The sequence below is a fragment of the Pseudomonas sp. BB438 genome (assembly GCF_057180225.1).
Map to the genome: position 1 here is coordinate 1,040,483 of NZ_CM170001.1, position 15,675 is coordinate 1,056,157.

General features: G+C 57.7%; 15 protein-coding genes and 1 tRNA gene. 9 read left to right on the forward strand and 7 right to left on the reverse strand.

The features are described from left to right. The first annotated feature begins 27 nt into the window (after window positions 1–27). The 3 genes from AC1ZV1_RS05035 (at window position 28) to AC1ZV1_RS05045 (ending at window position 1,471) form a co-directional block, all read left to right on the forward strand. Window positions 28–462: an FAD/FMN-containing dehydrogenase gene (locus tag AC1ZV1_RS05035; RefSeq protein WP_484297503.1), complete on the forward strand. Its 435-nt coding sequence runs from the start codon at window positions 28–30 to the stop codon at window positions 460–462. Beyond that, the gene (locus AC1ZV1_RS05040) at window positions 459–1,148 is read left to right on the forward strand and encodes an energy-coupling factor ABC transporter permease (RefSeq protein ID WP_484295773.1); all 690 of its coding nucleotides are present in this window, start codon (window positions 459–461) and stop codon (window positions 1,146–1,148) included. The genes AC1ZV1_RS05035 and AC1ZV1_RS05040 overlap by 4 nt, the downstream gene beginning before the upstream one ends. A gap of 107 nt (window positions 1,149–1,255) precedes the next feature. Beyond that, entirely contained in the window at window positions 1,256–1,471 is a 216-nt protein-coding gene (locus AC1ZV1_RS05045; RefSeq protein WP_484295774.1) for a hypothetical protein, read from the forward strand. Window positions 1,472–1,536: 65 nt separating this feature from the next. Here AC1ZV1_RS05045 and yacG read toward each other — a convergent pair whose 3' ends face one another. From yacG to pilB, 5 genes are all read right to left on the reverse strand, one after another. Further along, window positions 1,537–1,740, reverse strand: a complete 204-nt coding sequence (gene yacG / locus AC1ZV1_RS05050) for a DNA gyrase inhibitor YacG (protein ID WP_484295775.1) — start codon at window positions 1,738–1,740, stop codon at window positions 1,537–1,539. Next, window positions 1,737–2,345, reverse strand: coding sequence for a dephospho-CoA kinase (gene coaE / locus AC1ZV1_RS05055; protein ID WP_484295776.1), 609 nt, complete (start codon window positions 2,343–2,345; stop codon window positions 1,737–1,739). The genes yacG and coaE overlap by 4 nt, the downstream gene beginning before the upstream one ends. A 64-nt stretch (window positions 2,346–2,409) precedes the next feature. Beyond that, entirely contained in the window at window positions 2,410–3,282 is an 873-nt protein-coding gene (locus AC1ZV1_RS05060; protein ID WP_484295777.1) for a prepilin peptidase, read from the reverse strand. Between the two features lie 3 nt (window positions 3,283–3,285). Further along, entirely contained in the window at window positions 3,286–4,503 is a 1,218-nt protein-coding gene (locus AC1ZV1_RS05065; RefSeq protein ID WP_484295778.1) for a type II secretion system F family protein, read from the reverse strand. A gap of 3 nt (window positions 4,504–4,506) precedes the next feature. Beyond that, window positions 4,507–6,210, reverse strand: a complete 1,704-nt coding sequence (gene pilB / locus AC1ZV1_RS05070) for a type IV-A pilus assembly ATPase PilB (RefSeq protein WP_484295779.1) — start codon at window positions 6,208–6,210, stop codon at window positions 4,507–4,509. A gap of 134 nt (window positions 6,211–6,344) precedes the next feature. On the opposite strand from pilB, the gene AC1ZV1_RS05075 reads away from it, so the two are divergent. The 5 genes from AC1ZV1_RS05075 (at window position 6,345) to AC1ZV1_RS05095 (ending at window position 10,975) form a co-directional block, all read left to right on the forward strand. Further along, window positions 6,345–6,905 carry a pilin gene (locus tag AC1ZV1_RS05075; RefSeq protein WP_484295780.1) on the forward strand — a complete coding sequence of 187 codons (561 nt, stop codon included), beginning with the start codon at window positions 6,345–6,347 and terminating at the stop codon, window positions 6,903–6,905. A gap of 63 nt (window positions 6,906–6,968) precedes the next feature. Then, a complete protein-coding gene (locus tag AC1ZV1_RS05080; RefSeq protein ID WP_484295781.1) occupies window positions 6,969–8,735 on the forward strand; it encodes a phosphoethanolamine transferase in 1,767 nt (588 codons plus the stop codon). Next, complete coding sequence (locus AC1ZV1_RS05085) at window positions 8,716–9,321, forward strand: spermidine synthase family protein (protein ID WP_484295782.1); 606 nt, start codon at window positions 8,716–8,718, stop codon at window positions 9,319–9,321. Before AC1ZV1_RS05080 ends, AC1ZV1_RS05085 begins: the two co-directional genes overlap by 20 nt. After that, window positions 9,318–10,847: a spermidine synthase gene (locus AC1ZV1_RS05090; RefSeq protein WP_484295783.1), complete on the forward strand. Its 1,530-nt coding sequence runs from the start codon at window positions 9,318–9,320 to the stop codon at window positions 10,845–10,847. The genes AC1ZV1_RS05085 and AC1ZV1_RS05090 overlap by 4 nt, the downstream gene beginning before the upstream one ends. A gap of 52 nt (window positions 10,848–10,899) precedes the next feature. Beyond that, window positions 10,900–10,975: transfer RNA gene (locus tag AC1ZV1_RS05095), tRNA-Thr, on the forward strand. Window positions 10,976–11,034: 59 nt separating this feature from the next. Here AC1ZV1_RS05095 and galE read toward each other — a convergent pair. Together galE and nadC are read right to left on the reverse strand one after the other, a co-directional pair. Next, a complete protein-coding gene (galE, locus tag AC1ZV1_RS05100; protein WP_484295784.1) occupies window positions 11,035–12,051 on the reverse strand; it encodes a UDP-glucose 4-epimerase GalE in 1,017 nt (338 codons plus the stop codon). 123 nt (window positions 12,052–12,174) lie between these two features. After that, entirely contained in the window at window positions 12,175–13,023 is an 849-nt protein-coding gene (gene nadC / locus AC1ZV1_RS05105) for a carboxylating nicotinate-nucleotide diphosphorylase (RefSeq protein WP_484295785.1), read from the reverse strand. A gap of 278 nt (window positions 13,024–13,301) precedes the next feature. On the opposite strand from nadC, the gene AC1ZV1_RS05110 reads away from it, so the two are divergent. Beyond that, window positions 13,302–15,596 (forward strand): DUF1631 domain-containing protein, encoded by a 2,295-nt coding sequence (locus AC1ZV1_RS05110; RefSeq protein ID WP_484295786.1) that lies wholly within the window; start codon window positions 13,302–13,304, stop codon window positions 15,594–15,596. Window positions 15,597–15,675: the final 79 nt, after the last annotated feature.

A 15,675-nucleotide genomic window follows, 5' to 3' on the forward strand; every position in this document is an offset into this window, starting at 1 on the left:
AGTCGAGTGCTGGGTGGGATGCTGTTGATGGTGTTGACGAGCCTGGCGGTGGCGCAGGAGTCGCCGGCTATCGGCTGGACGCTGCTGGATCAGTTCGACCAACCTTACACGGCCAACGCCGACCTCAAGGTGCTGCTGGTCGCCCACGACATGGCCGGTTCGAAGCTGGTGAAAGCAGTGCTGGCGGAGCGCCCGGCCGGTTATCTCGACGCGCGCCACGTCGCCTTCGTCGCGGACATCAGCCGCATGCCGGCGCCCATCTCCAAGCTGTTCGCCATCCCCGCCATGCGCGACTACGCCTACCGCGTGCTGCTCGACCGCGAGCCGCGCGTGGCCAACCGCTTCCCCGCCCAGGCCGATGCGGTGACCTGGCTGCAGCTCGAACAGGGCAAGGTCGTCTCTACCCGCCAACTCGATTCGGCTGAAGCCTTGCGTCAGGCGCTGGAGCGAGGCACACCGTGATCGCCGCACAGCTGCTGTCAGCGGAAACCCTGGAGATCGGCTGGGCCATCTACCTGCCCATCGTCGCCTGGGCCATCTGGCGCACGCCCTGGCTGGAGCTGGTCAGCGACTTCCGTCGCCAGCACCTGGTATTCGGCACCATGCTCGGGCTGTTCCTGCTCTGGCTGGTGCGTCGGGACTTCGCTTCTGGGGTGTCCTTCCATTTCATCGGCATGACCGCCGTGACCCTGTTGCTGGACTGGCCGCTGGCGATCATCGTCGGACTGGTCGCGCAGATCGGCCTGTGCCTGATCGACCGCCAGGACTGGGCGGCCATCGGCGTCAACGGCATTCTGTTGATCCTGATTCCAGTGCTGATCACTGAAGTCGCGGCGATTCTCGTCGAGCGCCGCCAGCCGCGTAACCTGTTCGTCTACATCTTCTGCTCGGGCTTCTTCCCGGCCGCGCTGGCGGCGGTTTGCAGCCTGCTGTTGGGGCTCGGGTTGCTGTGGATGGACGGGTTGTTCCCGATGCCGCCGTGGATCGAGGACTTCATCGGCTACCTCTGGCTGATCATGTTCCCCGAGGCGTTCATCAACGGCACCATCGTCACCGGGCTGGTGGTCTTCTACCCGGACTGGCTGGAGACCTTCAACCGCACGCGCTACCTGCAGGCGCCGTGGAAGGATGACGATGAACCACGCTGATGTTCGACCATCTGCGAGGTCCATGGCCGTGGCGGCTTGATCCAGGTCAGTTCGGAAACCTCCCGTGATCGCGGAAGCTTGGGCCCCCATTCGCAAGGAGATTGCCGATGAGCATTCACAGCTGGGCCGAGCAGCGCCTCCACGAATTGCTGATCGAAGCCGAGGCGGCCGGACAGGACCCGCAACTGGTCGTGCGCGCACTGCTCAGCGCGGTGGTGCAGGCCAACTCACAGGTTCGTACGCAGGAAGACCTGGGGCATGAGCTGCATTTCCTCGCCGATAACCTGGACGAGGAGCGGGACTACGCCTTCATGCGTCCCTGAATGAAAAAGGCCCGCAGATGCGGGCCTTTTTCTTCTCTGTAGGAGCTAGCTAATCACGGAGCGGATCAATGCCCGCGCGGATTCTCCAGATCGCCGGAAAACAGTTCGTCCTCGAGATTATCGCCGGGGATGGCGTGATCTTCCGCCGCCCAGGCGCCGAGGTCGATGAGCTTGCAGCGGTGCGAACAGAAGGGGCGGAACTCGCTCTTGGCGCTCCACTCCACGGGTGCGCCGCAGGTGGGGCATTCCATGGTCAGGGGTTGGCTCATGGTTGTCCTCCACGCAGGCCGAGATAGAACTGATGCAGACGCTCGACCTGCTGGTGCAGGTGCCCGAGGTCGCCATCGTTGAGCAGCACGTCGTCCGCGTGCTTGAGTCGGTCGTCGCGCAAGGCCTGGGCCTTGAGAATCGAGCGGACCTGTTCTTCGGACACCTGGTCTCGGCGCATGGTGCGCTCCAGTTGCAGGTGTTCGGGGGTATCCACGACCAGCACGCGCTGGGTCATGCGGTGCTGCCCGGACTCCACCAGCAGCGGCGAGACCAGGATGGCATAGGGAGATTGTGCCTGCGCCAGGTTGCTGGCGATCTCCTGGCCGATCAGCGGGTGCAGCAATTGCTCCAGCCAGCGGCGCTCGTCCTCGGCCTTGAAGATGCGTTCGCGCAAGGCGGCGCGGTTGAGTTGGCCGTCCGGCAGCAGCATGGCGTCGCCGAAACGCTCGACGATCTTCGCCAGGGCAGGGCGGCCGGGTTCGACCACCCAGCGCGCGGCGTGGTCGGCATCGACCATGTGTATGCCCAGCGAGGCGAAATGCTCGGCAGCGGCAGTCTTGCCGCTGCCGATGCCGCCGGTCAGGCCCAGGATCCAGGGTTTCATGGTTCTCCTTTCAGCCGGCCCGGTGGCCGTCGCGGGCGCCGAGGGAGGTCGGCGCTGGAGAAGGCTAGCGGAAACCGGCGAACTGCAGATAGGTCGCGGTTATTTGATCACCCCAGAGCAGCGCAATCCAGCCGGCGATGGCCAGATAGGGGCCGAAGGGGATAGGCGTACTGGTTTCGGCATTGCGCAGGCGCAGCATGATCACGCCCAGCACCGCGCCCACCAGCGACGAAAACAGGATGGTCAGCGGCAGCACCTGCCAGCCGCCCCAGGCGCCGAGCATGGCCAGCAGCTTGAAGTCGCCGTAGCCCATGCCCTCCTTGCCGGTGATCAGTTTGAACAGCCAGTACACCGACCACAGGCTGAGGTAACCGAACACCGCGCCCCAGAGCGCATCGCCCAGGTTGGTGAACAGCCCGAAGTGATTGACGATCAGCCCCAGCCAGAGCAGTGGCAGGACCAGGGTGTCCGGCAGCAACTGGTGATCGACGTCGATCATGCTCATCGCCAGCAGACCCCAGGTCAGCAGCAGCATCGCCCCGGCTTGCCAGCCGAAGCCGTAGTGCCAGGCGATGAAGGCCGACAGCACGCCACAGGCCAGCTCGACCAGCGGGTAACGCTTGCTGATCGGCGCCTTGCAGGACGAACACTTGCCGCCCAGTACCAGCCAACTGACCAGCGGGATGTTCTCCCACGGCTTGATCTCGTGGGCGCAGTGCGGGCACTGGGAATTGGGCAGGACCAGGTTGTAGGTCGGGCGCTTCTCGCCGTCGGGCAAGCCCAGGGTTTCCCGGGCCTGCTGCTGCCAGTCGAGCTCCATCATCCGCGGCAGGCGATGGATCACCACATTGAGGAAGCTGCCGACCAGCAGGCCGAGGAGGGTGGCGCACAAAACAAAGGCCAGCGGGGTGCTGGCCAGGAAGTCGAGAACAGGCATGGGTTAGACGACAGAGCCCAGTTGGAAGATCGGCAGGTACATCGCGATAATGAGACCGCCGACCAGGACCCCCAGGACGGCCATGATCATCGGCTCCATCAGGGTGGTCAGGTTATCGACGGCGTTGTCGACTTCTTCTTCGTAGTAGCTGGCTACCTTGTCCAGCATGTTGTCCAGCGAGCCGGACTCTTCTCCGATAGCCGCCATCTGAATGGCCATGCTGGGGAACACACCGGTGGTGCGCATGGAAAAGTTTAGCTGAGTGCCGGAGGATACGTCCTGTTTGATCTTGTGCACGGCATTACGGAAGACAACGTTGCCGGTTGCGCCAGAAACGGAATCTAAGGCCTCAACTAGCGGCACACCTGCGGCAAATGTAGTGGATAGGGTACGAGCGTAGCGAGCTACCGCCGACTTATAGAGGATATCTCCCACAATCGGCAGCTTCAGAACAGAACGATCAACCGAGTCCCTGAACTTCTCTGAGCGCCGGTGAAGTTCTCGAAGCATAAATGCAATGGCAAACAGCACAACCAAAAAAATAAACCACCATTGCTGCAAAACTTCAGAAAGAGAAATGACCATCTGTGTGAACGCGGGTAGTTCTGCGCCGAAGCTGGAGAAAACGCTCTGGAACTGAGGTACTACCTTAATCAGCAGAATGGCTGAAACAATGACAGCAACGACTACTACCGCAATGGGATAGGTCATCGCCTTCTTGATCTTGGCCTTCAGAGATTCGGTCTTCTCCTTGTAGGTAGCGACTCGGTCGAGCAGCGTTTCCAGTGCGCCCGATTGTTCGCCGGCATCCACGAGGTTGCAGTACAGGTCATCAAAGTACATTGGTTTCTTGCGTAGCGAGTTGGCCAAGCTGTTGCCGGCAGCGACCTCCTGTTTGATCTCTTCGACCAGCTTGCGCATGTTCAGATTGTCGAACCCCTCGCCAATGATGTCGAAAGACTGCAGCAGCGGAACGCCCGATCCCATCATGGTTGCCATCTGACGAGTGAATAGGGCGATGTCCATGGGTTTGATCTTCTTGCCTTTGTTCAGCAGGGAGATCCCCTTTTTGCGCACTTTGGTCGGATTAATGCCTTGCTTGCGCAACTGCGCCTTAACCAGTGCGGTGTTGGTTCCGGAAAGCTCTCCTTTTACCTTCCCACCCTTTCGATCGGTGCCCTCCCAAACAAAGACACTGCTCTTCAATATTTTTTCCGCCATGGATTAATCCTTGGTCACGCGGTTGACTTCCTCGAGGCTGGTAATGCCTTGCATGGCTTTCATCAAGCCCGAGGTACGCAGATCGTTGAAGCCTTCTTTACGGGCCTGTTCTGCGATCTGAATGGAGTTGCCTTCCTCCATGATAATCCGTTGCAGTGCTGGCGTGATTTTAACCACTTCATAAATACCCAAACGACCCTTGTACCCCCCGTTGCAATTATCGCACCCAACCGGGGAGTACAACTTGAAGGTACCTAGCTTGTCCTCGGGGAAGCCTTCATGCAGAAGGGCCTCCTTTGGAACGTCATGCTCTTTTTTACATTGAGAGCAGAGCTTGCGTGCCAGGCGTTGAGCGATGATGAGGTTTGTCGAGGTGGCCAGGTTAAATGAGGCGACCCCCATGTTCAGCAGGCGCGTCAGCGTCTCCGCGGCGCTGTTGGTGTGCAGGGTAGACATCACCATATGGCCGGTCTGGGCGGCCTTGATAGCAATCTCGGCTGTTTCCAGGTCACGGATCTCGCCCACCATGATCACGTCAGGATCCTGGCGCAGGAAAGCTCGCAGGGCCTGGGCGAAGTCCATGCCCTGGCGTGGGTTGACGTTCACCTGGTTGATACCCTCCAGGTTGATCTCCACCGGGTCTTCGGCGGTGGAAATGTTGATGTCCGGGGTGTTGAGGATGTTCAGGCCGGTGTAGAGCGACACCGTCTTGCCCGAGCCGGTGGGGCCGGTCACCAGAATCATGCCTTGCGGCTGTTTCAATGCATCTAGGTAGAGCTGCTTCTGAGCTTCCTCGTAACCCAGAGCATCAATGCCCATCTGGGCACTGGAGGAGTCCAGAATCCGCATCACGATTTTCTCGCCCCATAGCGTGGGCAAGGTGTTGACCCTAAAGTCGATAGATTTGGTCTTGGATACCCGCATCTTGATTCGGCCGTCCTGGGGCTTGCGGCGTTCGGAAATATCCAGACCGGCCATCACTTTCAGGCGTGCTGAAATACGGCTCGCCAGCTGGATTGGCGGTTTGGCGACCTCATGTAGCATACCGTCAGTTCGGAAGCGTACACGATAGATCTTTTCGTAAGGCTCGAAGTGCAGGTCAGAGGAACCACCCTTGATCGCGTCGAGCAGCATCTTATTGACGAAGCGGACAACCGGTGCGTCATCCGCATCGCTGCCTGGGGTGTCATCCTTTTGCTCTACATTCCCACTCTCGATGTCCAGACCGTCCAGATCAACATCGCCCAGATCATCGAGCCCGCCGGTAGCGCTTTCGAACATTTTCTCAATGGCATCACCGAGTTTGTCGTCCTCAACGAGGATAGCTTCGGTGGTCAGACCGGTACTGAACTGAATGTCAGTGATTGCCTGATGGTTCGTTGGGTCCGAGACTCCGACGAATAGCTTGTTTCCGCGCTTCCATAAAGGCAGAACACGGTGTTGCCTGACCAGTCTCTCGGTTACCAGTTCTTTCGGAAAGCTCTCGCGATCCAGGCTGCTCAGATCGCAAAAGGCTACGCCAAACTGCTCCGCAGCTAGTTCAGTCAATGGCCGGCTTTTCACCAGCTTGTTCTGAACCAGATAGGTTACCAAAGGTAGCTTGTTTCGCTGGGCCTGTTGCTGGGCTTGCTGAGCGCTTTTCTCGTCCAGCAACTGGGAGTTGACCAGTTGACGTGCGAGGCCTGACAAGACGACTTGATCGTTCATGGAGGGTGGCCAAATAGAGAATTGGATGCCTTATAACGTAGTTGAAGTGAGGTGCCAAATCACAGTGGGGGTGGTGCCGAAAAATGTCACTTCCTGCGAAATTTTCGCGAAGGTGAGCAATTGGTTTCCTGTTGATGCCTCAAATTCATGGCTATTCAGATTTTGGCATGGAATATGCTTATCCAGTTTCAGGTCCTAAGACCGACTCTAAACCTCAGGAGAAAATTATGAAGGCTCAGAAAGGCTTTACTCTTATTGAATTGATGATTGTAGTAGCAATCATCGGTATCCTGGCCGCTATCGCCCTGCCGGCTTACCAAGATTATACCAAGCGTGCCAAGATGAGTGAGGTGTTGGGCTTTGTTGGCGCCGCAAAGACTGCTGTTGCTGAGTCCTATCAGGCTACCGGCACCCTGCCAGCTGATAACACTGCTGCTGGTCTGGATGCTACCGCAACCAACATCAACTCCAAGTACGTTAAAAGCGTAACCGTCACCACTGGTGTTATCGCTGTTGCCGTGCAAGGTACCGGTGATAGTACTTTGGATGCTGCCGTCGTTACCCTGACTCCGATGCAGAGCGATGGTAGCACTGCTCTGGGCTCGAGCTACACTGGCGCTCTGGGTTGGAAGTGCACTGTATCTTCCACTGCTGTTGCGAAATTCTTCCCGGCCTCCTGCCGTTCTTCGACCTGATTTAGTTTTGGCGTAAAAGAAAGGCGAGCGTTGCTCGCCTTTTTTTATTTTTGAGAAGAAAGAATGAATCGCATCTTGTGGGCTCTCTTTGTTGTAATTTTCTTTCTGCTTCTAGCTCCGAACTATGGTCTCTTCTCGCCTTATATTGAAGGGATGATTTCCATCTTTGATAGTCCGGTTGCCTTTGTATGGGATTGTCTTGACTTGCTAGAGTTGGCAGACCCCTTGCCATTCGTCCTCCTCGCCGAGATTTTTCTGCTGGCCCTTCTGGGAACACCTGCTAGGTGGCTGCTGGTCAACTCCATATTTGTCGTTCTATTGCCATTCGAAATCTTCTATGTCTGGGTTTATGGCAGCCCATCGTCCTCGCATGTTATCTCGATAATCTCTGAGACCAATTTTGATGAAATTCAAGGTTATATCGGTTCCGGTTTAGGGTGGCTGTTCTCATATATCTTATGGTTGGTGTTGGTCTGTACGGTCGGCATTGGTTGTGCGAGGTGGCGGCTGAAATGGCGTCATCGATCGCGCTGGTGGATCGCATTGGCTTCGTTGAGTGCGCTGTTGGTTAACTTTTATGGCCATATTGTGACAGATCAAGGCCGGGATGCTATTGCGGATCTTTATACTGAATTCGATCCATATCAGTTTCCCATGGATATAGGGGACTATAGGAAGACCTACCCGTTCGGTCTCGTTATTCGGGTCTTTGATTATTTTCAGCAACTGGGGGTGCTGGAAGAGCACGCTAGCATGCTGAGGACGGCCACTGACGTACATGACAGGAGTGCGGATTTTAGCAGGGGGGTGCCTGAGGAAAACTATGTCGTAGTTATTGGTGAGTCTTCTAGGGCTGATCATTGGGGGCTGGCCGGTTACGAAAGAGATACCACTCCACGTCTTGGTGCGCTGGATAACATGATATTTTTTTCGAATGCAGTTTCTGTCACTGCGGCGACGCGTACGGCGGTTCCAGTTATTTTAAGTAAAACTACTGCAAATGACATCTCTGTTGGGAATTTCAAGACTTCCTGGATTTCTGACTTCAAAAAGGCCGGCTTTAAGGTCTATTGGCTGTCCATGCAGATGCCGGTTGGTGTTCATGATACGGCAATTGGTATATATGCTTCGCTGGCTGATCATGTGCAGTATCTTAATCTTGGGAATTACCTTAATAAGGGGGGTGTGGATGGCGATTTATTACCTGAGTTGTCCAGGGTCTTATCTGATGGAAGTCAGAGGCGCCTGATTGTTCTGCACACGCTCGGTAGTCACACGCCTTACCAGCGACGATATCCCCCTGAGTTTGATGAGTATAAGCCTTCGCCCAAGCGGGATAGTGTTCCTAACCTCTTTGATGCTGCGCAGAAGGAAGTAATTGTTAATTCTTACGATAATAGTGTGCGGTACACTGATTATCTCCTATCTGCTGTTATCGAGAGGTTGCGTCAACAAGCTGGTGTGTCATTTATGTGGTATGCATCGGATCACGGTCAGTCTCTGTTCGATCCTGGGTGTAGCTTGGCGGGGCATGGGTTTTTCTCTAAGTACAATTTTCATGTTCCGGCGCTCTTCTGGTATTCGGATGGATACGCTAAGAACCATGATGGCGAGTTGCAGGCGATACGAAATAATTCGCGTGAACGGGTTTATATGGGGGACTTTTATCTGACCTTCCTCCAGTCAGCTGGGTTTGAGCTTTCAAAAAAAGAGCGAGAGAGTAGCTTCTCGAGTTCTGCGTACAAGAGTGGAAAGAGACTCGTGACTATAGATGGTGGTCGAGTTATGGATTATGACAAGGATTTGGCGAATGCGTCTTGTAAGCTATAACCAGAAAACTGTTCTGCTGGTGGTGGGGGGGGCTTTCTTTTTTTCGGGAGTGGCCGGACTTTTTTACCAGGTGGTTTGGCAGAGATTGCTGTTTTTGGCTTTAGGTGTCGATATTCGTTCGGTGACCATAATAGTTTCAGTTTTTATGCTGGGGCTAGGACTCGGGGGGCGGTTGGGAGGCGTGCTTTCTGATCGATATCGTGATAAGTGTGTACTGCTATTCGCGCTGTTTGAGTTTCTGGTTGGTATAGCGGGTTTGTTGAGTTTAGGCTTCTTCTCAAGTCTGGGTATCGCCGGCGGAAATTGGATAGCGTGGGTGGGGGCTTTTTTTGTTTTGATTGTGCCGACTACCTTGATGGGGGCTAGCCTTCCGCTCCTGGCAGTGTCACTTGTCGAGCGAGGAGAGAGTGTCGGTGGTGCTGTTGGATGGCTGTACTTCTACAACACTCTTGGGGCTGCCTTTTCTTGCTATTTTCTGGGTTTTTGGGTGTTTGATTTTTTTGGGCTGAGAGCCGTCATATTGACCGCGGTAATATTGAATTTCTTGGTGGCTGCAATGGGAGGGTTGCTGTGGAGGGGGCGATGAGTAAATCTGGGAGTGTTATCTTTGTCTGGCTTTCTTTTCTTGTCGGGTTTCTGAGTTTGGGTGAGGAGATTGTCTGGGTAAGGATTGTTTCCTTTAGTTTTCATTCTGTGCCTCAGTCATTTTCTTTTGTATTGTTCTTTTTTATATTGGGAATATCCTTGGGGGCTTGGTTCTCTAGGCGGGTCGTTGCATGGGGGGCGCCGGATCTGGATAAGGTCGGGTGCTTGCTAGTTTCCTCGTCTTTGATACTGTTCCTTGTGCCGATGCTCATGTATAAACGAAATGATTGGCCTCTTTGGAATCTACTTCTTGGTGTTCTGATCGCTGCTGGTGCTTTCTTCAAGGGGGCGGTTTTTCCTCTTCTTCACCATTGCTTTAGTGTGCTAGGTAAGAATTTGGGGGGGACTCTGTCTCGAGTGTATTCGGCGAACGTACTAGGCTCGGCAATGGGACCCTTGTTTGTGGGTTTTGTGCTGATTGAATATGTTTCAATGTATAGTGCTATATGTATATTTGCTCTACTCAGTCTTGCGCTTGGTTTTCTTTGCTTGACATCATTGAGGATTTGGCGTGCTGCGCTGGTTTTGGCAGTCGCCCCTTTGGTTTTAATTGTTTATCCGTGGTCTTCTAAGGTGCTTGGAGAGTTGCTGCGGCAGGATTTTGAGCCGGTTGCCGATGTGGGGAATATTATCGAGAATCGGCACGGGGTTATCTATACGGTCTCAGATGGATTAAGCCCGGATCGCGTCTTTGGTGGGAATGTGTATGATGGTGCTTTTAATGTTGATATTTCCCATAATGTTAATGGTATAGAGCGAGTTTATTTGCTTTCCTCTCTGGTGAAACGCCCGAAAAGGGTGGCGGTTATTGGTTTGAGTAGTGGCGCTTGGCTGAAGGTTGTCTCTGAGTTTCCAGGGGTTGAAAGTGTTGATGTTGTTGAAATAAATGATGGATATGTAGAGTTGGCAAAGCGCTATCCTGGATATTCTGACTATCTTTCCGATAGTAGGGTTTCTTTGTCTATTGAAGATGGGCGCCAATGGCTAGAGAGAAAGGTTGAGCAGGGGCAGCAGTACGATCTTATTGTCATGAATACTACTTGGCATTGGCGTGCGTATTCTGGTGCGCTACTGTCCAAGGAGTTTATGGGGGTCATATTCAGGGCGCTTTCTCCTGAAGGGGTTGCGGCCTTCAACTCCACTGGCTCGGCGGATGTTTTCTACACGGCTTCCCGTGTTTTCCCCTATGCATACAAGTATTCGAATTTCATTTATGTGGGTAAGGCGGATTTTCGAGGGAGGGAGAGAGGCTTTATAGGTTCATTCTGCGAGATTGATCTTCGACGCCTCGGGGTTCCAGACTGTGGAGATCCGAACGTCATTCGAGTTGTTAGGGGGTACTCGGATCAAGGCTTTCTTGATTGGGATGAGTTTAAGGGATCAATCAAGATGGATAGACCCGCTGAAGTCGTTACGGATGATAATATGATTACCGAGTACAAGTATGGGCGAGGCATTCTTCAATAGTCTTGGTTGGCGTGTTTATTTTTCTAAAATGGGATGCTACGCTTGCGCCGCCGCCGGTGTAGCTCAGTCGGTAGAGCAGCTCATTCGTAATGAGAAGGTCGGGGGTTCGATTCCTCTTACCGGCACCAGCTCCAACAAAAAGCCCCGCTTTCGAGCGGGGCTTTTTGTTTTCCGACTAGACGAAAAATCAGGCGTAGCCGTTGGGATTCTGGCTCTGCCAGTTCCAGGCGTCGCGGCACATGTCGTCGATGTCGCGGGTGGCTGTCCAGTGTAGTTCCTGGCCGGCCAGGGTCGGGTCGGCGTGGTAGCTGGCGATGTCGCCGTCGCGGCGGGGCAGGAATTGGAAGGGCAGTTCGCGACCGCAGGCCTTTTCATAGCCACGGATGATCTCCAGCACGCTGTAGCCGCGGCCGGTGCCGATGTTGAAGGTCTTCGCGCCGCTGGCGCCGTCCAGCCAGCGCAGGGCGCTGAGGTGGGCGGTGGCCAGGTCGACCACATGCAGGTAATCGCGCACGCCGGTGCCGTCCGGGGTGGGGTAGTCGTTGCCGAAGACGCGGATGAACGGCTGCTTGCCGGTGGCGACCTGGGAGACATAGGGCATCAGGTTGTTGGGGATGCCGTTGGGGTCTTCGCCGATGCGGCCGCTGGCGTGGGCGCCCACGGGATTGAAATAGCGCAGGATGGCCATGGTCCACTGCGGATCGGCCTGTGCGATGTCACGCAGGGCGATTTCTGCCATCAGCTTGGACTGGCCGTAGGGGCTGGCCGGCCCGGTGGGCGCGTCTTCGCGGATCGGGCTCTGCGCCGCCAGGCCGTAGACGGTCGCCGAGGAGCTATAGATGAAGCGCTTCACGCCATGGCGTTGCATGACCTGGCAGAGCGTGACGGTGCCGGCGAAGTTGGTCTGGTAGTAGGCGATGGGATCGGCGACCGATTCGGCGACGGACTTCAGGCCGGCGAGGTGAATGGTGGCATTGATCTCGTATTCGCCGAACAGGCGATCGAGAGCGGTTTCGTCGCGAACGTCGCCTTGCACGAAGGGGATCGCCTGCCCGGTGAGTTGCTCGATGCGTTGCAGTGGGATAGGCGAGCTGTTGCTGAGATTGTCGAGGACGACGGGGTGAAAGCCCTGCTCGATCAGTTCCAGGCAGATATGGGAACCGATGTAGCCACAGCCACCAGTCAGCAGAATCCTTTTCGTCATGATCGCGCCTTTCCCTTCGCTGTTTGCCGATTCGTGAGCGTCTGAGTATGTCAGAGGCGCACGAATCGGCACTATCAGGGGCGGCTTGACCGTGTCGGCAGGGCCGAAGAGCCGTACGCCGGCTTACAGGCCCAGGCGCATCGACAGGTCCAGCGCCTTGACGTCCTTGGTCAGGGTGCCGATGGAGATGTAGTCGACCCCGGTTTCGGCGATGGTGCGCAAGGTGCTTTCGGTAATGCCGCCCGAGGCTTCCAGCTTGGCGCGGCCTGCGGTGAGGGCGACGGCGGTGCGCATGTCATCCAGGCTCAGCTCGTCGAGCATGACGATATCGGCGCCGGCGTCCAGGGCCTGGCGCAGCTCGTCCAGATCCTCCACCTCGATCTCCACCGGCTTGCCGGGGGCGATCTGCTGGGCGGCTGCGATGGCCTGGGCAATGCCGCCGCAGGCAGCGATATGGTTTTCCTTGATCAGGAACGCATCGTAGAGGCCGATACGGTGGTTATGGCAGCCGCCACAGGTAATGGCGTACTTCTGCGCCAGGCGCAGGCCGGGCAGGGTCTTGCGGGTGTCGAGGAGCTTCACGCCGGTGCCGTCCACCAGGTCGGCGTAGTGACGGGCGCGGCTGGCGGTGCCGGAGAGCAGCTGGAGGAAGTTCAGCGCGCTGCGTTCGCCGGTCAGCAGGGCGCGAGCCGGACCATCGAGGGTGAACAGTGTCTGGTCGGCGCTGACGCGCTCGCCATCGCGAACCTGCCAGTTGACCTGCACGCGCGGGTCGACCTGGCGGAACACCTCGTCGACCCAGGCGGTGCCGGCGATGGTGGCGTTTTCCCGGGTGATGATGCGGGCGTTGGCGTCGCGCTCGGCAGGGATCAACTGGGCGGTGATGTCGCCGCTGCCGACGTCTTCGGCCAGTGCGGCGCGGACGTTGGCCTGGATTTCCCCGGAAAGCTCGGCGAGGGTGAGGTTCGGCATGGAAGGCTCCTGTTCGCAGTGGCGCGATTATACGGTCGGCAGCGCGCGGCGTGCAGGGCAGGGTGCTTTTCGGACTGTCGTGTCATCTGTCGGACGGACGGCGGGTGCTTCCGTGTGAATTTCTTCAAGAATGCGTGAAATGTCTCTTGGTTGTGTAAGAAGCTTCCCTATAATGACGTTGAAGATTTCCGCTTTTTGACGCCACTAAATTGACGTTACGGATGACGCCTCGATGACTGTTGGTGCCGCCAGATGTGTCTGACGGCAGGAGACTTGCGATGCAGAACGACGCGAACGTAGTGCCGCTGACCAAGCCGGCCACGGAAACCTCGCAGACTTCGTTCGCTGGACGCGTTCCGGCGGGGCTCGTCGCTGTCCGCGATAAGGTCGCCGTCCAACTGCGTCATGCCATGCAGGCCCTGTTCGACAATGCCGACGACACCCTGTTCGAGATGGCCGATCGCGCGGCCAACAACGCCGAGCAGAGCGCCTACTTCGAAGCGATGCGCGACCTTCGCCTCAAGCGCAAGGGCATCGAGCGCGGCTTCCTGCAGAAGGTCTTCGAGAGCTTCGCCAACCTGAACCAGTACGAAATCGGCCGCGCCCCGGTACTGGACACGGTGTCCTACGAGAATCTGACCCTGGTGCAGAACGACGAGCTGGAAGAATCCGTCGCGCTGGACGCCATGGTCGCCAAGGTGATGAGCCGCGACGGCGTCGCCCTGACTCACCTCACCACCCGCATCAACACCCTAGTCAGCAAGAAGGTCGAGGACAAGAGCAACCCGCTCGGTCCGCGCCAGCTCTGCGAAGCCTTCCTCGAGGCCTGCCGTGGGCTGGGCGTGGAGATCAAGGTCAAGCTGATCATCCTCAAACTCTTCGAGAAGTACGTGCTGGCCGATGCCGAGCATCTGTACGCGGAAGCCAACCAGACGCTGATCGCGCTGGGGGTGCTTCCGGAGCTCAAGTCCGTTCCGCTGCGCCGCCCTCCGCAACGCACCGTGCCCGGCAGCCAGGGCGCTGCGCCGGCCGCTGCTGCCGCGGAAGGGGGCGAGCAGGCTGCTGTCGGCCAGTACATGGATGCCGACAGCCAGGCGGCCTTCGCCGCGTTGCGCGATCTGCTTTCGCAGGTCCGCGGCAGCGCCGCACCCGCCCGCCCGATGCCGGCGGATGCCGTACCGATTACCAGTAACGACCTGATGCGCCTGCTGTCTCACCTGCAGTCGCACCTGCCGGCGCAGAGCATCGACGAGATCGACGTGCGTCAGCACCTGGACCACCTGCTGACTCGCGTCAGCAGCAAGAGCGGCCGCTCCCGCGTGGTGGGGCAGGTGGACGAGGACGTCATCAACCTTGTCTCCATGCTCTTCGAATTCATCCTCGACGACCGCACCCTGCCGGACTCGCTGAAGGCCCTGATCGGCCGCATGCAGATCCCGATGCTCAAGGTCGCGGTCCTCGACAAGACCTTCTTCAGCCGCGGCAGCCACCCGGCGCGCCGCCTGCTCAACGAGATCGCCTCGGCGGCCCTGGGCTGGGCCGAGCAGTCCGACGGCCAGCGCGACCAGCTGTACCAGAAGATCGAGCAGGTGGTGATGCGCCTGCTGAACGACTTCGTCGACGATCCGGCGATCTTCTCCGAGTTGCTCGATGAGTTCATTGCCTTTACCGGGGACGAACGCCGCCGCAGCGATCTGCTGGAGCAGCGCACCCGTGATGCCGAGGAAGGCCGTGCCCGCGCTGAACTGGCCCGCCAGGATGTGGAAGGCGTGCTCAATGAGCGCCTGCTCGGCCGCACGCTTCCCGAAGTGGTGGTGCGCCTGCTGCAGGAAGCCTGGAGCCAGGTCCTGCTGCTGACCTGCCTGAAGCACGGCACCCATTCCAGCGAGTGGGAAGCCGCCCTGGCGACCATGGATGACCTGATCTGGAGCGTCGAACCCCACGAGGACCCGGACTCCCGCCTGCGCCTGCTGGAAATGGTGCCGCAACTGCTCAAGTCGCTGCGCGAGGGCTTGGCTTCGGCTGCCTTCGATCCGTTCTCCACCGGTGAGTTCTTCAGCCGCCTGGAAGGGCTGCACGTGCAGGCCTTCCAGCGCTACAAGCAGGTCGAGGAAGCGCCCTTGCTCGACCTGGAAGACGATCTGCCGCTGCTCGACGAACCGCTGGACGCTGCGGCGGCCGTCACGCCTGCCGTGGCCCAGCCGGCCATGGTCGCGGTGGTCGAGGAGATCGTCCTCGCCTCGCCGGAGCCGGCCCGGGCGGTGGAGCCAGAGGAGGCCTTCGCCGATGACGACGAGTCCCTGCGCAAGGTCGATGAGCTGCGTGTCGGCAGCTGGGTGGAAATCCAGGAAGACGAAGAGCACAAGCTGCGTTGCAAGCTGGCCGCGGTGATTCGTCCGAGTGGCCGCTACATCTTCGTCAACCGCACCGGCATGAAGGTGCTGGAAAAGACCCGCATGAGCCTGGCCGTCGAGTTCCGCCGCAATGCCGTGCGCCTGCTCGACGATGCCCTGCTGTTCGACCGCGCCCTGGAGTCGGTGATCGGCAACCTGAGACGCCTGAAGAACGCCTGAGAACCTGCTTACGATCTGCCGCGCGTCGGCACCACTGCGTTGAAATCGGTTCCGGCAGCCGCTTGCAGCTAACGTACTT